The sequence below is a fragment of the Nostoc sp. DSM 114159 genome (assembly GCF_053470285.1).
The window spans coordinates 1,548,142-1,571,704 of record NZ_JBPFEH010000001.1; the positions used below are offsets into that span (position 1 = coordinate 1,548,142).

At 43.7% G+C, this 23,563-nt stretch carries 16 protein-coding genes; 6 read left to right on the forward strand and 10 right to left on the reverse strand.

What is annotated here, in order from left to right; translation table 11 throughout:
• Nucleotides 1-152: 152 nt before the first annotated feature.
• A complete protein-coding gene (locus ACR5KR_RS06195) occupies nt 153-2,468 on the reverse strand; it encodes a lantibiotic dehydratase (protein WP_448265846.1) in 2,316 nt (771 codons plus the stop codon).
• Complete coding sequence (locus ACR5KR_RS06200) at nt 2,468-4,237, reverse strand: MBL fold metallo-hydrolase (protein WP_448265847.1); 1,770 nt, start codon at nt 4,235-4,237, stop codon at nt 2,468-2,470. Before ACR5KR_RS06200 ends, ACR5KR_RS06195 begins: the two co-directional genes overlap by 1 nt.
• 402 nt (nt 4,238-4,639) lie before the next feature.
• Here ACR5KR_RS06200 and ACR5KR_RS06205 point away from each other — a divergent pair, with 402 nt between their 5' ends.
• The 5 genes from ACR5KR_RS06205 (at nt 4,640) to ACR5KR_RS06225 (ending at nt 10,032) form a co-directional block, all read left to right on the forward strand.
• Nucleotides 4,640-6,142 carry a tryptophan 7-halogenase gene (locus ACR5KR_RS06205; protein ID WP_448265848.1) on the forward strand — a complete coding sequence of 501 codons (1,503 nt, stop codon included), beginning with the start codon at nt 4,640-4,642 and terminating at the stop codon, nt 6,140-6,142.
• The gene (locus tag ACR5KR_RS06210; protein ID WP_448265849.1) at nt 6,127-8,760 is read left to right on the forward strand and encodes a tryptophan halogenase family protein; all 2,634 of its coding nucleotides are present in this window, start codon (nt 6,127-6,129) and stop codon (nt 8,758-8,760) included. The genes ACR5KR_RS06205 and ACR5KR_RS06210 overlap by 16 nt, the downstream gene beginning before the upstream one ends.
• Nucleotides 8,761-8,946: 186 nt before the next feature.
• Nucleotides 8,947-9,426, forward strand: a complete 480-nt coding sequence (locus ACR5KR_RS06215; RefSeq protein WP_448265850.1) for a helix-turn-helix domain-containing protein — start codon at nt 8,947-8,949, stop codon at nt 9,424-9,426.
• Nucleotides 9,427-9,494: 68 nt separating this feature from the next.
• Complete coding sequence (locus tag ACR5KR_RS06220) at nt 9,495-9,746, forward strand: hypothetical protein (RefSeq protein ID WP_448265851.1); 252 nt, start codon at nt 9,495-9,497, stop codon at nt 9,744-9,746.
• The gene (locus ACR5KR_RS06225; RefSeq protein ID WP_448265852.1) at nt 9,691-10,032 is read left to right on the forward strand and encodes a transposase; all 342 of its coding nucleotides are present in this window, start codon (nt 9,691-9,693) and stop codon (nt 10,030-10,032) included. Before ACR5KR_RS06220 ends, ACR5KR_RS06225 begins: the two co-directional genes overlap by 56 nt.
• Before the next feature lie 239 nt (nt 10,033-10,271).
• Here the strand turns inward: ACR5KR_RS06225 and ACR5KR_RS06230 are convergent, their stop codons facing one another.
• The 5 genes from ACR5KR_RS06230 to ACR5KR_RS06250 all read right to left on the reverse strand — a co-directional run bounded on the left by ACR5KR_RS06230 (nt 10,272) and on the right by ACR5KR_RS06250 (nt 16,991).
• Nucleotides 10,272-11,354: a cupin domain-containing protein gene (locus ACR5KR_RS06230; protein ID WP_448265853.1), complete on the reverse strand. Its 1,083-nt coding sequence runs from the start codon at nt 11,352-11,354 to the stop codon at nt 10,272-10,274.
• A gap of 230 nt (nt 11,355-11,584) precedes the next feature.
• A complete protein-coding gene (locus ACR5KR_RS06235) occupies nt 11,585-13,279 on the reverse strand; it encodes a TfuA-like protein (protein WP_448265854.1) in 1,695 nt (564 codons plus the stop codon).
• Nucleotides 13,280-13,287: 8 nt separating this feature from the next.
• Entirely contained in the window at nt 13,288-14,619 is a 1,332-nt protein-coding gene (locus ACR5KR_RS06240; RefSeq protein WP_448265855.1) for a YcaO-like family protein, read from the reverse strand.
• Nucleotides 14,620-14,817: 198 nt separating this feature from the next.
• Nucleotides 14,818-15,180, reverse strand: coding sequence for a hypothetical protein (locus ACR5KR_RS06245; RefSeq protein ID WP_445627298.1), 363 nt, complete (start codon nt 15,178-15,180; stop codon nt 14,818-14,820).
• A gap of 968 nt (nt 15,181-16,148) precedes the next feature.
• On the reverse strand, nt 16,149-16,991 hold the full coding sequence (locus tag ACR5KR_RS06250) for a thiopeptide-type bacteriocin biosynthesis protein (RefSeq protein ID WP_448265856.1): 843 nt from the start codon (nt 16,989-16,991) through the stop codon (nt 16,149-16,151).
• A 105-nt stretch (nt 16,992-17,096) separates the two neighbouring features.
• Here ACR5KR_RS06250 and ACR5KR_RS06255 point away from each other — a divergent pair, with 105 nt between their 5' ends.
• Nucleotides 17,097-18,122, forward strand: coding sequence for a cupin-like domain-containing protein (locus ACR5KR_RS06255; protein WP_448265857.1), 1,026 nt, complete (start codon nt 17,097-17,099; stop codon nt 18,120-18,122).
• A 186-nt stretch (nt 18,123-18,308) separates the two neighbouring features.
• Here ACR5KR_RS06255 and ACR5KR_RS06260 read toward each other — a convergent pair whose 3' ends face one another.
• The 3 genes from ACR5KR_RS06260 to ACR5KR_RS06270 form a co-directional block, all read right to left on the reverse strand.
• On the reverse strand, nt 18,309-20,438 hold the full coding sequence (locus ACR5KR_RS06260; RefSeq protein ID WP_445632168.1) for an NHLP family bacteriocin export ABC transporter peptidase/permease/ATPase subunit: 2,130 nt from the start codon (nt 20,436-20,438) through the stop codon (nt 18,309-18,311).
• A gap of 320 nt (nt 20,439-20,758) precedes the next feature.
• A complete protein-coding gene (locus tag ACR5KR_RS06265; protein WP_448265858.1) occupies nt 20,759-22,201 on the reverse strand; it encodes an NHLP bacteriocin system secretion protein in 1,443 nt (480 codons plus the stop codon).
• A gap of 139 nt (nt 22,202-22,340) precedes the next feature.
• A complete protein-coding gene (locus ACR5KR_RS06270) occupies nt 22,341-23,381 on the reverse strand; it encodes a cyclic nucleotide-binding domain-containing protein (protein ID WP_448265859.1) in 1,041 nt (346 codons plus the stop codon).
• Between the last annotated feature and the right edge of the window lie 182 nt (nt 23,382-23,563).

Consider the following 23,563-nt stretch of genomic DNA (forward strand, 5'->3'; position numbering starts at 1 on the left):
GTGTGTACACGCTAGGTCTAAAGCACGAAATACCAAGCTGTACGCCTGTTCCTCCTTTCTTAGAACTTACGCAAGACATCTCTAAAACTCTTATTCTCCTCCGTGTCCTCTGCGTCCTCTGCGGTTCGATTTTCCTAAGTCCTGTTTCTTTTTCAGCCAGCCACCTTCATAATCGACATTTCATCTCTACGCGATGACCACCCATGTTCGGTGCGGGCAAAGGGTAAGGCAAGTTCTGCCATATAATGCTGCCCTTTAGAATCAACTAGCCAAGGTTGATTGACTAACTCTTCTACAATTAACCATCGGGTGTGTTTTTGTAAGTCTTTTTTGAAAAAGGACTCTAGGGCTAAAGGGCTGTCCCGATGTAAAAGCAGTGAAGGCTTATCCTCTATTTGCAAATTGAGCAGCATCGGCCAGCCATACTCAGCAGCTAATTGCTGCCATCTGGCAAAGCGCTCTATTCCAGTCAATTGGGCGAGTTCTGCTAAGACTTGCCCACTCAAAACTGTCCGCCGAGGACGGACGATCGCTTCTTTTGGTAACTGAATACGAGGAGTAAAACGAGGTACAGTCAGTTCAATCTGCATCGGCACTGTGGCAGCGCGAAAGATTGCCATCGGGTTATCTTGAAAGGTAGTCCAAAGTAACTGCTCAGAGATGGGGTCGCGAGCATTAACCGCAGCCAATGAAAACCAAAACACTGCAACAGGTTTTAGCGAAGCCGATCGCAATTTTAAAAATGGCAACTGTGTTTTTGGATCTAGAAAAATTTCTGCATCGACTAGGGATAAACTATCTTGACTCGCGCCCCACAACTCAATAGGAAGAATATTGAAATTGGGACGAGCTAAAACATTTGGGTTTGGCTCAAAGGGACTTTGTAATTCTGCAACCTGAATTTGATGTTGGCTGGCTAAACAGTCAAGCCTCTGTTGAAACCAAGAATATAATAAATTATTTCCATTGAGTAAGTCTTGAAATCGGGCAAAGATTGGCACCGGATCGTCACTAATCCCGTGAACTACCACTTGGAAAGACTCAAATAGACCCGCGAATAAGCAACCGAAAGGGGCTGTGGAAAGAGCGGACTTTGGCGAATTACTGCCAGATTCGAGAACGACTACCTCTTGATTTTGCGACAGCGATCGCTCCCACGCCTCCAACCGAGCGATCGCTTCCGGGTGGCGATGAGCCGTTCTCATTTCGGAAACCAGGGTGGATTTGAGATCGCCAAGTGCAATACCCGCCGCAAATTCCTGTTTCAGTCGTTCGCGAAACCCCATCCGCATTGCCGAAGCTGGACTCGCACCCTGAATCCAGCAACGCTCGTAGTCTGCGAGTGTTTGCAGTAAAATGTTTTGCTGCGCCTCATCGATGCCAATGCGGAACGGTAGCCCCAAATCACAGTGCAGCACTAGATCGGATAGCTGAACGAGTGAAACACCAAGGGCTTGGGCGAGTTCTTGGATATAAATCTTTGCTTGTTGTAGATAATCTGTAAGTGCATCTAGAGATATAAAATCAAGCTTTGCCGCCAGAGTATCGCAAAGGGAATGCAGTTCTTGAATAGCACTGTTCCAAAGACAGCGATCTGGCTCAATCAGCTTGTCTGCCACAACTGCTAATGCTTCCCAACAATTTTCAAATCGCTGGGGCAGATCGAGTCCGCCTAAAAGCACACCTCCATCAATTAAGAGATGTAGAATATCTTGTATTTGGGCTGCATGGTTCCAACGAGGTGAGGCTGCTACTGTTTTGCTTAGTTCGTCTAATGTCCCTAGCTCCAATTTCGTCAGTTCTTCCAAGAGGATGTCTACAATTTCCTGAGACTCGATTTCGCGCTGCTCAACTAACCCATCTGAAGTGCGTCCCCAAAACCGCCAGGAACCATCTGCTTGTCGCTTCAAGGTAGGATTCAATCGCCAAGTTGCACTTTGACGATAAATTGAACGTTGAGCTAGCGATCGCAATATTGTTTGAAAAGGGCGGAGATCGGGTGTAAATGAATACTGAGCTTCTGCATGATTATGCTGTGCTGCCTTGGTAAACTCAACTAAACTCACACCAGCCCATAAACCATAAGGTGTCGTTCGTCCCGCAGCCCGCGCTAGGTAACGATACAGCGCCGTCTCCAGATGGCGAATTTTTTTAGTCCGTTTTCCCTGCCTTGGGAAAGCTACACGCTGCACCTCCGTAACCAGGGACGGATTAGATAACAGCAGGGCTTTCATAAACCATGAATCTGCTGCGGTCATCTGCCAAAGCTGCTGGCGATCGTCTTCATGCACCTGTTGATAGGCTGTTGCATATTCTTTCCAGATATCAGCATCCTTTGTACGGCTGGCTGCTAACGCTAGGCTTGCGAGTTCTTGATTGCCAAAACTTTGAATAGTCTCAATTGGCCAAGCAGCAGCCCGCAAGATGCCAACGGGGGCAAGCTCAAATTGTTTGCTGGGATGATTCATCAATCGTTGATATCTCGTCGTGAGCGGGCATATCTCGCTGTAGCCACGCGGCGATGATTGGTGAGCAGTGGCGCGATCGCCTTAGTGTAATGTTGCTCCAACTTCACTACTGCGGTAAAATCTCGCATTACAGCTGAGTATCCCTCAAGACTCAATCCTGCTTCCCTTAACCATTGCTCTGTATCTTCGCCATCGAGCAAATCAAACTGCTCTCGAAAGCAGTCAGACATTGTTTGAATTTCCGCATCAGAAATCTTCAGCCCCAAACGCTCTGCTTCTTTAACTGCTAAATAAGCCAGTAGGACTTTTTTACTCATCACTTCTTCGTTCTCACCTAAGCGGGTGAGAATTTGAATATCATCGCTACTTTCAAGGGAATTTGATGCTTTCTCCAACTCACCATCAGCCAATTCCGACTCAACGAGAGAAGTTTCTCCAGTGCCAAAATGACGCAGATAGTAAGTAAGTGGGTCTGATGGAAAATCTTCGGGTGTTTTCGGCCACTTAGGAGACTCGAAACGATTATTGCGTACACAAACGACCTTTTCATAACTACGAGCCTCACCCGCCAGCCAAAAAATTAGCCCTGGCATTTTACCCGTCATCACATCGTCAACAGCTTGTCCGGCGATGTGGGTAAAGAAGTTTGCTTCTGGATGCTCACCCGCTAACACGGAAAAATCCTCTAAGCGGAAATCAATGGCATAATTTAGCCGTTCTCCATCTCCAGCATGAACCACCAACTGCCAAACAACTTGCTCGGCGGGGAAACTAGCCCAACTGCTATCAGCTTGTTTGACTTTTTGTTTGAGCCATGAAATAAAAGATCCTGCCAGCAATGCATCCAGTTTTCGTTGCAAAGTACGCCGTTCTTCAGGTGTGGACAATCCTGTAAGAGTGCTGATATCGATTGGTTCCCAACGCAATTCAGGAGATGGCTTTGCCCGAACAAAATCAGATGACTGTTCGTGTCGCTGCGGAGATTGCCCAGATCGCAGCTCGATCGCATCACCAGGACGCACCGTTATTGCTCGCTCTGGGGAACCAAGCCGACGCTGCAACAAACGAACTGTTTCTTCTGAACTTAAGGGAAAGGCATAGCGGTTAAACCAGGCGTGGCGACCGCTAAAGCACAGACCGGAAGCATAAGGGAAAACCAACGCAGGGTTGCAAGCACACGCTGCTTCCAACCAACTAACTACCCCTTGCCGATCGAAGGTTGCTCCCATACCGTGCTGATAGCCCATGCTGGCACGCACTACTGGTTGATATTTGGTGGAAATTAGATCGATCGCACCGTATTCTTGGGTGATTCGTTCGCCAATTTCCGCCGTTACTTCTGCATCTGCCATGTGCCAGAATGTGCCAGTTGCATCTCGAACTAACAGCCCAAACTCCGGTTCTTCGTGGTCTGAAGGCGTGGGGAGCAAGTAAGTTTGTCCAAGGGCGATCGCTTGCCAAGGCTGACAGATAATTATTTTTGAGAACCCAATCTTTTGCACCTGTTCGATTAATGCCGGTTCATCCGCAGTAATTACGGGCAGTTCGCGCGGCAGTTTCTCGAGCGTTTCTAGGTGAAAGTGATCGAAGTGTCCATGAGTTACCACCAAAGCTGTTAAGTTTGGCAGTTTGTCTAACTCAAATACTCGACCAGGATAGTACGTAAGCGTACCCTTGACGAGTGTATCCGAAAAGCATGGATCGAGCAAGATGCGTTGATCGATCGTTTCGATGTATAAAGCAGCATGACCACAGATAGTGACACGCATGAGAATTGTTTCCGTAGCTGGTACTGTCAAAAAATCCTAGCCGATTTAAACAGCAAAAGATGGAAATGTTTAAAGAAGTTAAGAACTAAATATCAATTGCTAAGATTGGTAGCAAATAATTCCTAAATTCCATTAAGCTTGCATACTCTAATATAGAGCATTACTGAGATTAGATATAACACTTCTCGTTTGTATGCAATACACTTTGACCTCACTTTCATTCCTCTCTCCTACCTCTCCCTAGCCCTCTCCTCTTAGGAGAGGGAAAAGGAGCAGCTTTTATTATTGGAGAGGCTTTGAATGTTACTCCCCTTCCCTTATAGGGAAGGGGTTGGGGGTTAGGTCTGTATTGAACTCAACCCAGAAGCGCTAAAGTTCTCATTAACATTTCTGGCCATAGGTGTGGAAAAGACAATACACAATGTTGTAGTTTTTGGCGGGGGGAGTGCTGGATTTCTTTCTGCCTTAGCGTTGAAGGTGAAGATGCCAGCTTTGAACGTGGTCGTCGTCCATTCCACAACCATTCCGATTATTGGAGTGGGTGAAGCGACTACCGCTTGGATACCTTGGTTTCTGCATAAGTATCTAGAATTAAATCGAGAGCAATTTTATGAAGAAACACAACCTATTTGGAAACTAGGAATTAAGTTTATTTGGGGAGATTCTAGTCAGTCTCACTTCAACTATCCTTTTGTGACTCATCTGGCGGATAAACTCAGTGTTTTGAGCAAAAGCACTGCTTACTATTGCCTTGATTCCACCACAGAATCCAGCCTTTATTCACTGTTGATGGAGCAGTGCAAGTCACCTTGCTTCCGCAGAGAAAATGGCGATTTCGTAGTTGATGAACGCTTTGGATACCATATTGAAAATGTTAGTTTCGTTTCTTATTTAGAAAGAAGAGCAACAGAAATTGATATCAAGATTATTGATAAACCTGTTGTAAATATTGAAGTCGCCGAAAATGGCTATGTTCGCCAACTCAAGTTTGATGATGGCACAATGCTGGCTGGCGATCTATTTGTCGATTGTTCTGGTTTTCGCTCGACGTTGCTAGGAGAGATTCTGCAAGAACCCTTTTGCAGTTTTGCCAGCAGCTTGTTTTGCGATTCTGCTGTCACAGGCACATGGATGCGAGATGATGCAATCAACCCTTTCACAACTGCCCAAACCATGCAGAGTGGGTGGTGTTGGCAAATTGATTTGCCGGATAAAGTCAACCGTGGCTATGTATATTCATCCGCTTTTATCAATGATGATGATGCTCTGCAAGAGATGAAACGGCACAATCCTTTGATGAGCGATCGCCATAGTATTGTGAGGTTCAAGTCAGGGCGACATCAACGATTTTGGGTAAATAATGTCGTCGCGGTGGGCAACGCTTCCGGTTTCGTAGAACCTTTAGAATCAACAGGATTACACATGATTGGCGAAACCATTAAATGTGTGTGCGATGTGTTGATTGATTCCGACCAGCAACCCACCCCAGCCTTAATTAATCTTGCGAATCGAGCGATCGCCCAAAAGTGGGATGATATTCGTGATTTTTTGTCGATTCACTTCAAATTCAATCACCGAGTAGAATCAGAATTCTGGCAACACTGCTGGCATCAAACTGATATTGGTGATGCCGAAGCAATAGTAGACTTTTTTCAACACAATGGCCCATCAAGCCTTGGTCAAATTCTGCTTTGCCCCAATAGTGTTTTTGGATACAACGGTTATCTGAATTTACTCATGGGTCAACGAGTGGCTACGAAGTATCAAAGCCACAATGACAGCTTAGATTTAGATCGTTGGCGACAAATCCAAAATTATTTCACGAAGCAGTGTACTAACGCCTTATCAATCCATGAGGCGATTCAGGTTGTTAAAGAAAGAAAATGTCAATGGCTGACTTCATAAATACCATTCCCCAGGTGCCTCGCGTTAACCCCAATGCCCATTTAATCCTCAGTGAGACGGGTGAGGTTTGTAGCTGGGTGGGCGGCGAAGTGTTCGCCCTCGAAGGCATTAGCCCCAGTACCATCCGGGAACTACTGGCGCTAATCGATGGGGTGCGATCGCTTGAGGCAATTTATGCTGAACTTGCAAATTCTTACGATCGCAACTACTTACATGAGATTGTCTTGGCTTTAACTCAGTTGCATATCTTAGAGGAAGTAGTAACTGAAACTGCACCCGTAAATTCTGACTGGAAATTGCCAATCGTTCCCGAACAAGTACGCCAAAAGGCGATCGCTATCATCGGCAATCACCAGTTACTCGATACTCTCAATCAAGCCTTTGCTAAACATGGTTTTCAAAATCACCGCGCTTTCTCATTCACAGATTTTGCTTCCTGTCAAACGCCGGAATTTCTCGCTCTCCAGCAAGAACGGATACTTCTCAATGGCTCTTGGAAAGTGCCTGCAAATAGTCTAGAGACTGTGAGTGTTTCTGGGCTTGAATTTCAAGAATTCGACTTTGTAATCTGCGCTTTGGAAGGTGTACCGTATCAAGCCCTATTCGATGTCAACAAATCAGCCCTAGCCAGTGGCACACCGTGTTTATTTGTCACTGCTTCCCCAGAAACAGCACTCATCGGGCCAACAGTGATTCGGGGTGCAACTGCTTGTTTTAGTTGTCGAGTCATTACCTTAGAAGGTATTCCATCGGTTTTACAGGATATTTTGCCGCAACTGTCAACCCCCATCCTTAACCAGGCAAATAGTCCACTTTTGCCCTCCATAGCGCAGGTATGTATTGAAGAAGCGATTTCCATCTTAGGTTTGAACTTAACAGCAACTCGCGCCACCAGCGTTGTAAAAATTAATCGACAAGGCGATGGCACTGTTAAGCGGCTGCTTCCTAGCGGTGAATGTCAGCAGTGTACATCGCAATTAGATGAACCATTGGGAGTGCTGCAACGAAATGCGATCGCTGCGGCTGCCCAAGAAATCGGTCGGATCTGGCCGAACTCACCCAATGCTACAATCCGTGCAGCAGCCGATCCTTGCAAAACGGTGGGCATTTTGGGTGGTGGTACAGCTGGTTATCTCACGGCTTTAGCCTTTCGCGCTCTCAGACCAGACATCAAGGTAACTTTGCTAGAATCAAGTGCTATCCCGGTGATCGGCGTCGGCGAAGCAACTACTCCAGAACTGGTTAAGTTTCTCCATAGTCCCCGCTTTTTAGGGCTAGACATCGTTGATTTTTATCAGCGCGTGCTTCCTACATGGAAGTTGGGGATTAAGTTTCAGTGGGGACTGCCCGGTGATTATGAATTTACATTTCCGTTTCAGCGCGGACGCTTGCTAGAATCGCTTCTCTATGATTCAACGCTGAACAATCAGTCATTAGGGGCAATGCTGATGAGTGGCGATCGCGCTCCGATTTTCGATCGGGGCGATGGTACTCCATTGTCTCTACTTCACCAGATTCGCTGGGCGTATCACCTCGATAATCGGCGGTTTGTTCGTTACCTACAAGAGGAAGCGATCGCTGCCGGGATACAGCATATTGACGTGCAAATTTCTGATGCCCAGATATCTGCCGATGGTGAAACCATTACCCATCTAATCGCTGAGGATGGGCGTAAACTAACTTACGATTTATATATTGATTGTTCCGGCTTTCGCTCGTTGTTGCTAGAGCAAAAACTTGGCTCAAAATTCATAAGTTACCAAGATACCCTCAACACCGATCGAGCGATCGCTGCTACCGTCCCTCATAATGGCACTATTAAACCTTATACTCTCGCCGAAACCATGAATAATGGTTGGTGCTGGAATATCCCTTTTGAAGATGCCGATCATCGGGGATATGTGTTTTCTTCAGCATTTTGTAGTGCCGATCAAGCCCTAGAGGAAATGCGTGCCAAAAATCCGGGGATGGGCGATCCTTGGCTTGTAAAGTTTCGTTCCGGGCGGCATGAGGATTTTTGGAAAGGCAACGTTGTGGCGATCGGCAATTCTTATGGGTTTGTCGAACCCTTAGAATCCACAGCCATCCACATGATCGTTCTCGAATTGGAACTCCTACTTACCAACTTTCCAGCATCAAAGCAAGATGAGGGGGTGAAATCTGTACTCAACCGCAAAATTGGCGATCGTTGGGATGCCCTGCGTTGGTTTCTTGGAATTCACTACAAGTTCAATCACCGTCTATCTACTCCCTTCTGGCAAGCAGCCAATAGAAACACAGATATCTCTGGTGCAGTAGAGCGATTAGCATTGTTTAGCGAGCGAGCGCCCTTATCTTATCGAAATTCGATGTTTTATACACTACATCCGCCAGAGTTTTTCTCTGACGATCACTCCTATGACACATTATTAGCTGGGCAACAGGTATCCGCTCGCTTTGTGGAACCCGTGGAAGATTTAGCCACTTGGCAACGCCAACTCGCAATACTCAAAGGGCTGGCTAGCACTGCCATGCCCCAACATCAAGCCCTCTCCTGCTTGCGCGAGCAACGGCAAGATTTACTTTACGACTTCGCAAAGCGCCGAGATAGTTGGTTACACACCTGGCTTCCTGCGTAGTGGTCTATGTCAAACCCTTCGGGTAGGGAAAAGGTTAAAGGGGAAAGGGAAAAGGGAACTTCATAACTAAATAATGGGGCTTGATATGAGGACGCTGTATTTCTGAGTTTGTAGTAATACCAATTCTGTATGAAGATGCGCCAAACTACGTCAAACTTATAGATGGATGCATTTAGTAATTTTGTGATGAGTGGTCCATTCCAAATCGAGATTTCAGAAAGCCTTGAAGAATTGGAGAAAGCTCTCAAACATTCCACAACGGCAAGCAGCAAAGAACGATTGCAAATGCTCTATTGGCTCAAGAGTAGTCAAGTCAGCAGCAGGCGATCGCTGGCAGAACGTTTAGGGCGTGATGAAGCAACCATAACTCGTTGGGTGAGAAAGTATAAAGATGAAGGAACAAGGGGCTTGCTTGAAGTCAAACATGCACCCGGAAAAGCTCCGAGCATCAGTGGTTCAGACTTAGAACGCTTGAAAAAGCGGTTACAGGAGCCATCTGGTTTTCAAAGCTATGGTCAAATTCAACAATGGCTCAAGAGCGAATTAGGGCTTTCACTGGCTTATAAAACGGTCTATGAAGTTGTTCGCAACCGTTTAGGTGCTCCCGTTGAAAGTACCTCGTCCTCAAAGCACCAAACAACAACCAGAAAGTCTATCTCACTTTAAAAAAAACTTCCTCTAGCATTCAAATTCTTGCAGGAGGAATTTGGAGAGGGGAAGAGATTAAGGTACTTGTGCGGAGCCGGAGACGCTCCGCCTCCGGTCAAGACGAAACACGATTAGGATTAAAGACAATTACAGGACGTTTAATTACAGCTAAAGGAGTTAAACCTGTTGGCTTAAGCCAGTGGCAACGCCAGAATTTTTATCTATACGGTGTTGTCGAACCTCTGAGTGGATACAGCTTTTTCTATGAGTTTCCCTACCTGAATGGGGATTGTTTCCAACGTTTTTTGGAATTACTGTCTGCTGACAAGAGGAGATGATATCGCAGTCATACAGTTCGACCAGGGGTCATTTCACAAAGCTAAAGCTCTCGATTGTCCAGATAATATTATCCCTATTTTTCAACCTCCTCACTCTCCCGAACTCAATCCGATTGAACGTGTTTGGGAATTTCTCAAATCGAAACTGCAATGGGAAAATTGTAAAACTCTTGTGCAACTACAGCAGAAGTTAACTGATGTACTAAAAACAATTACACCTGAGGTGATTGCTTCTCTGACTTCTTACGACTTTATTCTTGAAGCTTTATTTAGCGCAGCTTCATAAAGAAATGGTATAAGCACTTCAGTGCTTAAAAATCCAGGACTAAAGTCCTTACTACGAACTTTTTTACCCTTCAGAACTAATAGACCTCTTGCAAAAGTTACTTTTGCAAGAGGGGGGAAAGGGATGCATGTTAAAGGGAAAAGGGTTTTTATGAGCCGCTTTTCCCTTTACCCCTTACGCTTTTCCCCACTTCTGCAAGAAGTCTAATGCAATAGCGTAAGTCCTGACTATTTTTATTTTCAAACAATCGTTAACAATCCTTCTTTGAGCAAACGGCGTACCAACACGATCTTGCTATTGTCGCTGGCAAAATCGGGCAGCGATTTGATCTCAAATGCAGCTTCTGACTCAGCAATGAAGCGGAAAGCTGGCTCAACGTATGCTGGCCCTTCAACTCTGTTTTGGGGAAATTGAATCATCACTACATCTCCTTTTCTGACGGTTGTGCAAATCATTCCTTGGCGTTTGACAACGTAAGTATCCAAGTCAATCTGTTGCAAGTCGTCCAATTTACTGAAATGGCTATCTGCGAGTGGGGACAGTGAGCCAATGAACTTAATAGTTAGTCGTTCAACTGCATCATCAATATCAACGCTACTAGCGAAGGTTTTGAGTAAATCTTTCAATTGATTTTTGGTCTGCGTCCTGGCATCATCGTCACGCAAAAAGCTAACGGGAACTGCTTTGCGAAATTCAACATTTTGCTGCACAATCGATGTGAGAGCTTCTTGAATCAGATCAACCCAGCGATAAACAGCGATACCGACGGTGATATGAAGTGAGGAAGTATCCAACGTCTTGGCTTCATGCACAAAACCACGCGGGATATATAACATATCACCTGGCTTGAGTTCAACTTCATGATTAGGAGCCTTTAGTTGCTCCCGTAATACTTCTTGTGGTAATCGCCGAGCATCTTCTAGCATTGGCAAATCCCAGTAGGAATCATAGGTGCGCCAGAGTTTAGTTCCCGAAAGCTGAAGAACGAAAACATCGTGTGTATCAAAGTGGGGAGGAAATCCTTGAGCAGTTTTAGGGGTCAGGTAAAGATTGACATTCGCTGGATGATTGAGATATTGTTCCAGATTTCTGCAAAGTGTGGCGATCGCTTCCCAATGCTGTTGCAGATGAAATATACACAAGGTATTGCCTTGATTATAGGCATCATAAAATTGATAAATACTAGGAGATGCATTGGGATTTATAGAGCCTTTTCCCCCTAATTTATTCGCTTGATTAGAAAAATCATCTGCCACTTTGGATACATTAAAGTCAGAATAGCGAATGCCACTAAAGCGAATGAGCGAGTCAACATCTTTCATAGAAAACAGACCTGAATAGTAATCTGTTTCTTTTCGTGAAACAACAAGGCACTGCCGCTCCCAGTATTCTTTGAAGAAGGTTACGGTATCGATAGGCTGAATTAATTTCTCAAAATCAAAGTTAGTGCTAAACATTTTTGGAGTTACCTCGAAAACGGATGAAAATTTCTTTAATTTTGAATTTTGAGTCGCACCTTTGGTGCGCTGACAGCGCAACTTGAATTTTGAATTCAATTCTGCCTTATACTTAGTTCTTTCACAAATTCTTCTGGTTCGCTAAAATCTAGCCAAAAAGCCACTTGAGTAATATTACATACCTGGGGAAAGGCATTGACCTGACGCCAGTTTTTCAGATCGGTTTCCCAGCTTTGTGTTTGTTCAGCCAGATGAACTTTTTTACTTAAAATTGGATAAAATCCAGACAGCCTTAAGGCATCGGCAAGAAAGCACTCAGTGACTGAGAAATAGTTGCTCATACCTCGCCCCCACCATCGGGGTACATTGACAAATCCCTCTAGCCGCGCGATCGCTTCCATCATCTGAGAAAATTCATCTGGAGTGAAGGAATTACTCGATAACCAAGCCGGAAATTCAGCCTCGTTAGTAACTCCCCTTTCTTGGAAAAAATGTTGCGTAATTTTTTGAGTAATGCTAGTTCTCAAACTCGCTTTTGATTGGCTGTTTGTCTGTTCGGCTAAAGCCCAAAGGATAGCAACCTGACGATACAATCTACGTTCACAACTCGCTAATGCAGTTACAATATCTGCATCTGCGTTAGTTATCTCTTGCTGAACTGAGGAGATATCCTTACCAACAATTATCAAGACAAATTGATGCAATTGTTCAACCTTTTTGGCAAAGGTATCGTCTGCACTATGAAGTTTCAGCAATGCCTGAATCCGACCCAAACGTTCAACTAAGACTGGTATTGCTGAGGTATCCACGTCTAACTCTAGTTCATTAGCATCAGAACTCGAACCCACTACCTCCTGCCTCCTGCCTTCTTCAGGTTGCAAGTTCTGTTGTTGGGCTACAGCATCACACCAACGAATTAACCCAGCGAGATTACGCAATTGAATGTAAACTCTGCCGAAAAATCGGGCTTCTTGGCTTAATTTTTCAGTCAGAGGCAACCAGGAATATGCTGTCCGTAATGGACGAATAGCAACTCTAGCTTGAAGTTCCTCTATGAAAATCGACTTGTTGAGTTGAAACTTTACTTGCTGATTAGCAGCAGTACCACCACTTTCTCTAACCATAGCGGCCAGATGTTTCAGCAGTTCAATGGCATCTGACTGTTTTTGATCCACATAGCCGCCATTTTGCACAAATTCCAAAAACTGGGCTAAAACCTGGCGATCGCCCCCCTGTACCTCAGCTTCAGCCACTGCTTGGCTCAAATGTCGTTGAGTGAAGAACTGCCGTTTGGCACAACTGATAATTAAACTAGCGATCGCTGGCTCAATAATATTTTTGTCTACCGCTAGCTGAACTGTAGCGCGGATGTTTACTAAGGCATCAGTTAAGGGTTGGTATTGGAATTGAGGGCTACTGTGCAAAATTGCCACTTCATCATCCCCGATGTAGTGTCTTTCTCGGTAGGCTGCAAAAATAGCTCCAAATCCCTCCATGCCAAAGGCTTCAAGTTCAGCGGCTCGAAGCGCACCCATGCTACTTGCCCCAAATACTCGCACTCCTGCTTCTAATGCCCAGAGAATCTCTTTATGCCAAACTGAAGCGCTACGGTCAAAAAAACCGTCAATAATAGCAATTACACGCGGCTGTAACCGCAGATAGGCAAGAATATCACCACAACGGACAGGATCGAGGTAACAGGCCGGTAAAATTTGACTGGCTTGGGTAACAGATAGGGTGGGCCCAAGAAAAATGAGAATTTGACTAGGTTCCAAAGAATTCCAGTGCATATTGAATTTTACAAAGACGAAGGGAGATGCATACCCGGTACAATCACATGCACCACTGGAATGCCATACTCCGGTCGCGTATGATTGACGAAGACAGCTTGCTTAAATCCCTGATTACTCAAACAATCGAGAATTTGTTGAATTTCTTCTGCAAACGTTGGGGTAAAGGCTAGCTCAGGCTGAGTTTCAAAATCAATTAGAGTAGCGATCGGTCTTTTGCTGCTAGACTCGATCGCTGGGCTACCTGGCATTCTGATGCGTCCAAGGGCATAACTATCTGGATGAATGTCATCTCGGCTACCTGCAATCACCGTTACTCGTGATTGAGCCGCTTCAGTAATCGCCCGTGCTAAAGCAATTTCTTTGGAACTGTGGCATCCCCACCCTGCTGCTGTCGGTCGTCCATGCCAGTTTTCCCGATCGCTAATCAAGCATTTATAAGTAGGTGTTCCGATAGTTGAAGTTAAATCAGTAATCACGGCTGTTGCCTTGGCAAGTTCAACTTGATAGAGTAAAGATTGCAAAAGCGGAGACTGGATGGTTTGAATATCAACCAAACAGTTAATCCGTTCCTCCAAAGGTAAGCGCCACCAACGCCACTCAGCTTCGCGCTCAATGACTTCAAACAATCCATGAGCGATCGCTTCTAGTAAATGGTTTCCTGATGCTAGTCCATTGCTAGAAGTGCTGAACAGATTGGTATCGCGTTTTTCAGTTGTGGTGTCTAAATCAAGATACGCCTGTGGTACGTAAACAGGTTCGCCCGTAAATAAATCGGTTCCACAAATCCAATCTAGCGGTATTGCAGGATGATAAAACTGCGATCGCTTACCTGGCTCTAAAACGCTAGGATCGATTGCCTGGTGATGTCGGCAAACTTCCTCATAAGAGGCAACTATCTCTGGTTGGGGGAGGTTTTCTGCATGATAAGACTCCACAGATTCCATCACTGCCGAGATCATCGCCAGCTGAAGTGAAATTCCCTTGCCTTGAGAACCAGAAAAGGCTTTTCCGTTAGGACGAATCGCTTGAGCAACAGGAATACCAATGCAGTCAAGACCAGTAATGTCTGCAACCCGCGTGATGCCAAAAGCAACCAGAAATTCTTGTAGCTTCTCCCAAGTAGAATTAGGTTCTTCTGTCCGAAACGTGCCATTAAGATTCAGCTTAGGAGCATTCAGATTTTGCCACATTCGCTTGTTTCTTTCTCCAACCATTGCTGAGAGTACTAATAAATACTCAATTTCTAACGCACTTAAGTGTTTGTCAATGTGTTCTATTAAGCACGCGCCACATGAAGTTATAATTAGCGCCTTTGAAAATGGCGATATCACAATCATTAGACTTCTTGCATTTGTAGGGAATTGGGTTTGGGGGAAAGGGAAAAGAAATAAAAAAACCTTTCCCCAATAAAGATGAGTCCCTTTTCCCGCAAGAGTGCAAAAGTTACTTTTGCAAGAGGTCTATTAAAGTAAAAGGTTAGCGTTGCAATTTAGCAACGCCTTCCCTTCACAGATACCGCAAGCTTTAAATCAAGGCTACCAGCAACACATAACTGTCTCTTTAACTGTGGATGAAGCCAGTCCACCAGCTACACTTTCTAACTCATCTTCTGACAATTCTCGGTTAGCTGGTCTTGCTTTAATACCGTTAACGCTATTAATAGAACGGATATTCACAGATGGAGAAGTAGTTGACAAACCTAGAACCTTTCTTTCAGCCGAAACCATCACGGCTTTCACATCATCAGCGTTAAAATCAAAACCATTTGTCTGTCCTTGTTCAACAGCGATTCTTGCAAACTCACCTGCTTCCGTAGCATCCAACGCTTCACGTAGCGGCGAATTGGCTGGTTGAGCTAAAAAATTTTCATAGTATTCGACAAAACTTTGCTGAGACATTATCAACTCTCCTTAAGATAAGATACTTGGCCTTTCCCTTGAAGTAGGTAACTAAATCTGAAAGCTGGGTGATTGACTTCAAAAGTATTGTTCCCAATCGCTAGGCAACAGAACAATCACTTAAGTTTTAGTATTGTTCAATACAATAATTGCTTGAAGTATAGGCTAATGTCCAGATCGCTTAAGTCAACTTTTGTAACTAATAAAACATTAATTTTGTATAGCAATATACAAAAATTAACATTAAACTTGACAAGTTAGTGCCGCTTGAACCTTAAAATAACGTGAGTTCGACGAGTGCTATTTTGACCTCTCCCCCAGCCCCTCTCCTACCAGGCTACGGTGTACACACATCTCTAAAAATCCTACCCAGCCAATATTTCTGTTCAAGTGAAAGTCTCACACTGAGCAAATATCCCGCCCAGAACTAAAGTTCCGGGCTGATAGTTAAAGTGTTCTAAAAGAGGACTAAACAAGAAATTTAGTTTAGTCTTCTAAAAGAAGACTTTGGTTATGAGACTCGGAATTTATTCCGAGGCGAGATAGATACACTGCACCAACACTTGTGTGTACACCGTAGCTCCTACCAGGAGAGGGGAGCAAAAACTCTCCTTACTCGTAGCCTCGTTCCTAGCCTGGAGGCTGGGAATGTATTCCCAGAGGGCTGCTGCCTCTGGTCAAGAAAGAGGAGGCGGAGCCTCCCAGAATGGGTTAAGAGCCTTCAGGCTCTTAACCAGTTAGGGCAAGGGCTGTGTCTTAACAAGCGTGCCATTCCCCTTTAATGTTTTGGCTAATGAATAGATTAGACTTCTTGGCATTTGTCGGGAAAAGGGTAAAGGGGAAGGTGGGGTTCCAAGAAGGGGTAAGGGCGGAGGAAAAGGTTCTGCAAAAGTCCCTTTCCCCTTTAACCTTTACCCTTTTCCCCTCTTGCAAAAAGCACAAATGCCAAGAGGTCTATTGTAGGAATTTCATCTTTTCGCATTCTTTTGCTCAAGGGTTCGGATTATAGCTTCAATTAGCCTTCCTGAACGATGCGAATCAAACCCGTGGCGGTGAAAATTGAACATCGCAACTGCGGCCAAGATGTCAACTAGATCCTGAGTCAATTGACCAAGATGCTGAAGATTAAGTAATTCCTTTGCAAGTATGTCATTAGCTATGGCATATTTTTGCAATATCTCTGCTTCTTTTGAGTCATACAAAGTTTCGAGGGAAAGTAGTTCAACTGTTGGAATTGTGCCTTCAGGAGGTGTGGAAATTAAAGCCGCTAAACTGTGCCAGGTTGCGAGAATAGCTACCGGATCTGACAGAGTACGGGTAAAGAGATCGTGCAACACAGTTGGCACAAGTAAATCTTTGGAAATAACACTAAGGTTATGTCGATCGAGATAGTCAAGCATGAGCCACAATGAAGTGTCTGCGTCGAAGTGCTGATGAACCAACTTCATGGCTTCTAGTCCCCCAAATCGGTCAGTTTCAGGCTCGTAGTCACTAAAGAAAAATAAATTAATCAAATTCTCACCCTGAAGTGCATACATGAGATCGGAGATATCAGCGATCGCTTGTTGCCGATCCACTGTTGTAAAAAAGCGCGCCCGTACATCTGGCGGTTTTCTCATAAAGAAGAAACAGCGCAACAAATCATTACTTTGCCAGTGAGTAACTAACGGTTCGAGTCGGGCAAACAGGGCACGGGCACTCGATAGTGCATTACCCTGATGCCTGACGAGTCCCACATTAAGTTGCACCCAATTCCCATTTTCCCAGTCTTGACTACTAGCTTGTGTAGTTGAAGTTGATTCGTCGGTCATGAAATGACTTTTACCACAGTTCACTGATGTTAAATCAAGAAAAGAAAGGTTGACAATAGAAGCTGGCCTAAAGCAGCATTACGGCATATTTAGCAATCAAAAAACGTGGTTCTCGACAACATCGACCGTATCGAAGCACCTCCAGCAGATATCTTTTACCGAGAGTATATTCTGCCCCAGCGTCCAGCGATTATCACCAATCTATTTCAGAATTCACCACTACGTCCGATGGATAGCCTTGAAAAGGTAAAAACAGGGCTGACTGATATCCCAGTTGAAATCTGTCCAAATTACATCGCCAATCTGCTAAATTCGACATCAGCTGATGTTCCTCGAATGATGAATTTAGGTGAATATCTTGATTTCCTACAAGCACAACCCACAACTCTTGATATCTGTGTTGAATATCCTACGCCCCAAAAGTTACTTCAGTTATTGCCCCTGAATTCATACCAACATTTAAATGATGAAAGCGACTTGTACTCCAACATGTTTGTCGCTGCCAGCAATAATTATGCTCATTTGCACTATGATGCCGATCAACGTAATGTTTTATTGTTTCAAGTTTTTGGCACAAAGCGATTTGTATTGATTCATTCGCGTGAAACTCAAAAGCTAGATGCGATCGATCGGCTTAATCTCTGCCGTACCAGTGGTATCTTCCTGGAAAATTTCTCAGAAGCCGAGAAAACGGATTTTCTCCGATATACCAACGCTTATGATGCGGTACTTTATCCTGGTGAAACTATTTTCATGCCGATGATGATCTGGCACTACATAGAGTACTTGGAACCAGCCATGTCAATTGCTTATCGTTTGGGACGCAACGCTTATAATCGGCGATTGGCTAAACTTTTTCCAGCCCCCTCGGTTGATGTTCAGTCTTTATCGCTGTTGCTGCAAGACGAGACACAAGCGCGATCGCATCATCTAGAATGGTTAAATAAACTAGAGGCTGTAAGCGATTCATGGACGGGGAGTGAAAGCGATCGCAGGGACACTTTAAACTACCTTTCTCTAAGAATTCGGGGGCAATATCTTGGTCTTGAGCCGATTAAGAATATTCGAGAGTTGAGAAGACGTGAAGCAATGCTAAGTAATACCAATTTGAAAAAAGAATGCGACAAATAGATCATTTGTAGAGAGGCGATGAATCGCGTCTTCAACCAAGGATGTGTTGCAATCATTAATTGAATTGGTATAAGTCGGTGAAATAAACCAAAATATGTTGGGAAACGTAAATGGGCTTAAAACCCTTACTAATAACAAAGGACAAATGACAGCCTCCGCCAGTTAGCTATAATTGCGCCGACTTACTTAAACACTTGCCTGCTCTGACCGAATCAACCGTGCATAGGAACCATCAAGCTGCAACATTTCATTGTGCGTACCGCGTTGCACTACTTTACCTTTTTCCAGAACAATAATTTCATCACAGTCGCGGATGGTACTGAGACGGTGAGCCACAATAATGCAAGAACAGCCCCGATAGCGCAGATTTCGGTCAATAATTTTTTCCGTATCAGCATCTAAGGCACTGGTTGCTTCATCCATGATCAGAATTGTGGGATCGTTGACTAATGCACGGGCAATTTCTAAACGCTGGCGCTGTCCGCCACTGAAATTAGCAGCACCCTCAAGTAAGTTACCTTCATACCCTCCAGATAAAGCTAAAATCACTTCATGAATAACTGCATCTTTACAAGCTCGGACTAATTGAGAATTAGACACTGTATCATCCCACAAAGTCAAATTATCTCGGACACTGCCAGCGAACAGAAAAATTTCCTGTTCTACCATTGCCAAAGAATTAGAAAGTATCGCCCTAGTAATTTGCTCTCTAGGGATACCATCAAAGAGAATTTCTCCCGACCAAGGTTGATATAGCCCCGCTACCAATTTGGCAACTGTTGATTTACCAGAACCACTACTACCAACTAGGGCTACCCTCTGTCCTGGTTTCAGTTGAAGACTTAGGTCTTGAATTAGAGGCCCATCTGTCCGAGAGTAACCAAATGTGACATTTTTTAATTCGACATATCCCTTAAGTTCGCAAGCTGAAGCATACTGTGAGGTATGTAAATTATGATTATCCAATTCGGAATCGGTTGCGTTTTGCAATACATCATCGAGGCGATTTAAGTCTCCTTCTAGTTCCTGTAAGGTACTGCCGAAATTGACTAGAGAGTTGACTGGAGTTAAAAAGCTAGTCATTAAACTTTGGAAAGCAATCAACATCCCAATGCTGAGATGCCCATCCATGACTCGTAGACCACCAATAACTAAAACTGCTAAGGAGCTTAAACTAGTTAAGAAAACAGGTAAAACACCTAGTACTTGATTAGTAATACCTAACTCTTGCTGACCGTTAATAAATTTTGTATAGTAACCCGACCAACGGGAGAAAAAATCAGATTCCAACGCTGATGCTTTCAGAGTTTCCATACTTTGAAGGGCAGCAATTTCTGTCCCTGCAACTTTGCCTCTATCTTGGATGATTCGCATATAAATATCTGTGCGCTGTCGGGAAATCCACTGCAAAGTCAAAATATTAATCGCAGCAAAACAGATACCGATCGCAGTCAGCACTCCATCATAAGCAAACATGACTAAGGCATAAAATACTACCATGACGGTATCAATTACAGTCCTGGCTAACTGTCCGGATAGCACTTCGGCAACTTTAGTATTGATATTGATTCGACTGCTAATTTCTCCGGCAAATCTTTGGGCATAAAACGCCACTGGCAAGCGAAGAATATGGTGGATGAATTGCCCTGACATTTCCACCGATAATTTAATATTTAGTTTTCTCAGAAAACGTCTTTGTAGTAATGTCAGTAACACCTGAATAATCACTGTAATTGTCATTCCCAAAACTAATGGACGCAACCAGTCTGTGCGATTTTCTACCAAAATGTTATCAACAAAAATTTGATTAAAGACTGGTAAAACTAACCCTGGAATGACTAGAAAAAATCCTGCTAATAAACAATAGAGAATGGCTCCCCAAGAACCCCGTAAACGGTCAAAGAGTGCGCCTATTAAGCTCGGTTTGCGACCCCCACGTTGAAATTCTGGGCCTGGTTCCATTACCAGAACAACCCCTGTATAAGCTTCATCAAATTCTTTAAAGGAAATTCGTCTCGGCCCGGTAGCTGGGTCATTGAGATAAACCCAATTTTTTTTAAATCCTTCTACTACTAAGAAATGATTAAAATTCCAGAAAACAATGTATGGCGGACGAAGTTCTTGTAATTGCGCCAATTGCTTTTTAAAACCTTTGGCTTGCATTCCATAGTTTCTCGCAGCTTTGATCATGTTAGAGGCTTTGCTACCATCACGAGAAACACCGCAATTTTGCCGCAGTTCTGCTAAAGGCACAATTTTACGATGGTAGGCTAAAATAATCCCGAAAGCTGCTGCTCCACACTCTACAGCTTCCATTTGCAATAGAGTGGGAGTTTTGACGCGAGAAAAGATGTGAGTTTCTGCCGTTTCTAAATCTAATAATGGGGCTTTTTGGCGGAAGGGATTAAGGTTTTGAATTAAGGATATTAACTGCTGAATCAATTGCACAAGAGCGTTCCCCTAAGAGGTTGTTTGAAAAGTATTTTGTTGTGACTTTAGGCACTTGTTGCTCCCCCCTAACCCCCCGATAAATTGGGGGAAACTGAAATCAAAGTCCCCCAATTTATCGGGGAATTTAGGGGGATCTAGAACGTTTTGCTCCCAAGAAGAGGACTTTTCAAACATCCCCTAACACTTCAGTTAATGCCAGTAAATTCTCTGAGAATAGGCAAGACATAAGTAATTGGTGCTTGCTCTGCTACTTTAACCCGAACACTGGTAGTTGTTCCGGGAGAAATGTTTAATTTTGGCCCTTGGGAAGAAGACCAGCGATAACCGCTAAAGTTGGATGGAGCTAGTTCCATTTCTGTTCGCACTTCTATATCTCCGCCTCCAGTTAGCAAGATGTTTGTGACTAGATCGGGATTGCCAATCACAGACTTTGCGCCTTCTTTAGTCACAGGTAAGGGGGAAACAGAGGTAACTTTACCGACAATACCGCCAAAGCGTTCTCTTTTTACGGAAGTGGGGGTAATTTGCACGAGCATTCCTGGTTGAATTTGTTTACCATCTTCGACACGAAAGTAGGAGACGGCAATTAGTGAAGTCTTTTTGTCACCGACGTTCAAGGTGACGAGCGGAGTTTTCGGACTAGTAACTTGTCCGACAAAACCAGCAACTTCTAATACACAGCCGCTACTAGGGCTAAGAATTTGACTATTTTCTAATATTTGTTTTTCTAGTTGCGCGATCGCTCGATTAACTTCTTGAATTTGATTAATTTTGGTATTAAGATTTTCTACGTTTTCTTGATCGATACGTTGGCTCTTAGTCTCTAAGTCTTTTAACTGCGCTTGCAGTTCGCCTACAGAACTCAAATTTTGTAAGTATCTTTGCTGGGCTTCTGTTTCTTCTACATCTAATTGCTTGAGCTGCACTTTGATATCAGATACGGTTTGCGTTGCCTGTTTATATTCTTGCTCTGCTTGTAAATATGTATCTTTGGCAATGGCTCCCGCATCTACGAGTTGCTGGCGCTTCTGTAATCGATCTTTGAGTATAGGTACGACAGTTACAGCATCATTGAGGCGTTGCTGCAAACTAAGGCGCTGTTCGCGGATGGCATTTAAGCCTTTTTCATAAAATGCAGGCGTGAGAGTTTGAGTATCCCGCAAACGTTGAATATAATTAGCTTTAGCAGATGCGATCGCCTCTTTTTCTTTAGCGGTACGTTGTCGCTGAAGCAGGGATGAATTTTGTTCTTGTGTTTGTAATTGCCCCAGTTTTGAGCGTTGCAGTTGCAATTGCTGTTTGAGATCCGTCGGATCGATCGTTGCTATGACATATCCTCGATCTATACATTGTCCTGTTTTCACATTTAGACTTTTTAACTGTCCTGAGATTGGCGACTCAAAAGTGACAACTTGATTGGGTTGAATAAGTATTCCCTTTCCTGTGACTGTGACGGGAATACGTCCAAAAATACTCCAAATTAACCCCAACAACACAAAACTACCCAGCGTCGCCAAAGGCAGCCAATCTACAGGATTGACTACTTGCATTAACCGATCCAATCTTTCTGGAGAAGATAAACGCTCCAGCGATTCTTTGCGAAATATACTATCTTGTTCTTCAGCCATTCATTTGTTAATTCGTAATACTTCGACTGTGCTCAGTACAAGTTCGTAATTAAGACTGGAATTGAAGACTAATGAAGCTATTTTCTACCTACTTTCTGCCTCCTGCCTTCTGCCTTCTGCCTCCTGCATCCTGTCTTCTTCAAGATTGTCGATTTAGACGTTTAATCATCCAGTCAAATCTAGCACCTGCTAGGGCGGTGTTGTCTAATGTATCTAAGTTGAGTTCATCTTCAACTTCGATATCTTCTGCTAAGAGTCGATCTAGTTGGTAAGCCAATTTTCCAAATCCACGGCGGAACAGGCGATCGCGAATCCGATCTACTAAAACTACAGCGATCGCTCGATAAAAACGGGCTGTGAATCCTGTATTTTGCTTTAATTGTTTAGCTAGTTTCTCTTGTGGTAAAGCTAGTAATATAGAAGATTCTATCGCCTTGACTGTGGCAGAGGCAGTTGTTGCTTCTACAAAAGACATTTCCCCTAAAATTTCGCCTTTTACAGATTGAGCAATTTCTTTTTCGGCAACTTGATTCTGTGGGGTGGAAACAAAAATCCCTAACTTGCCATCTAATAATATATATAATGCTTCAACAGGTTTCCCTTCTTGAATTATTACTTTACCTGGATTAACTTTAGTTCTTACTCCTTGGGAAATTATCCAATCAATATCGCTATCGTTCAAAATAGCAAACACAAACAAAACCTTTCGCAGTGATTCTCCTGGAACTACTTTGTTTTTGGCAAGAAAATCAGTGAGTCCCCGCAACTGCTGTGACAGCAAAACAGCTATTTTTTGATAAAAATGCGCGGCGAATTCTGTATCTTGCTCCAGTTTTTTGAGTAATAATTCTCTTGGCACTGCTAATATCCGTGAGGGTTCTAGAGCGATAAAAGTAGTAGACGGAGGACGATTATCTATAAAAGATAAAGTTTCTACAAATTCCCCTGGCGATACGCGATCGATTTCTTGTGCGTCTTTGACATTACCTGTGAGAGAGACACAAATGCTTAATGCTCCCTCTAATAAAATTTCTACTGTATCAATAATCTCTTCACCCTCTTGAATGAGAATTTGATTAGGAAGATGCTCTTTACATCTGCCTACACTGAACATCCAATCAATATCACTTTCCTTAAAGGCAGAAAAGTTGGGAGTATTAACCAGCATTTCTTTAAACATAGAATTTAAACTTGATTAGGAGTGAAATTCATTTTTTACAGCAAAATCCAGCTTTTTATTAGTTTTATAGAAGTTTTTAACCTGGCTGACAGAATAGTAAAAAGTCAGTAAAAACAAGGTTTTTCAGAAAAGAGGTGGACTTATATGAAAAGGTAAAGTTACTGGACAACTAAATTCCTGTT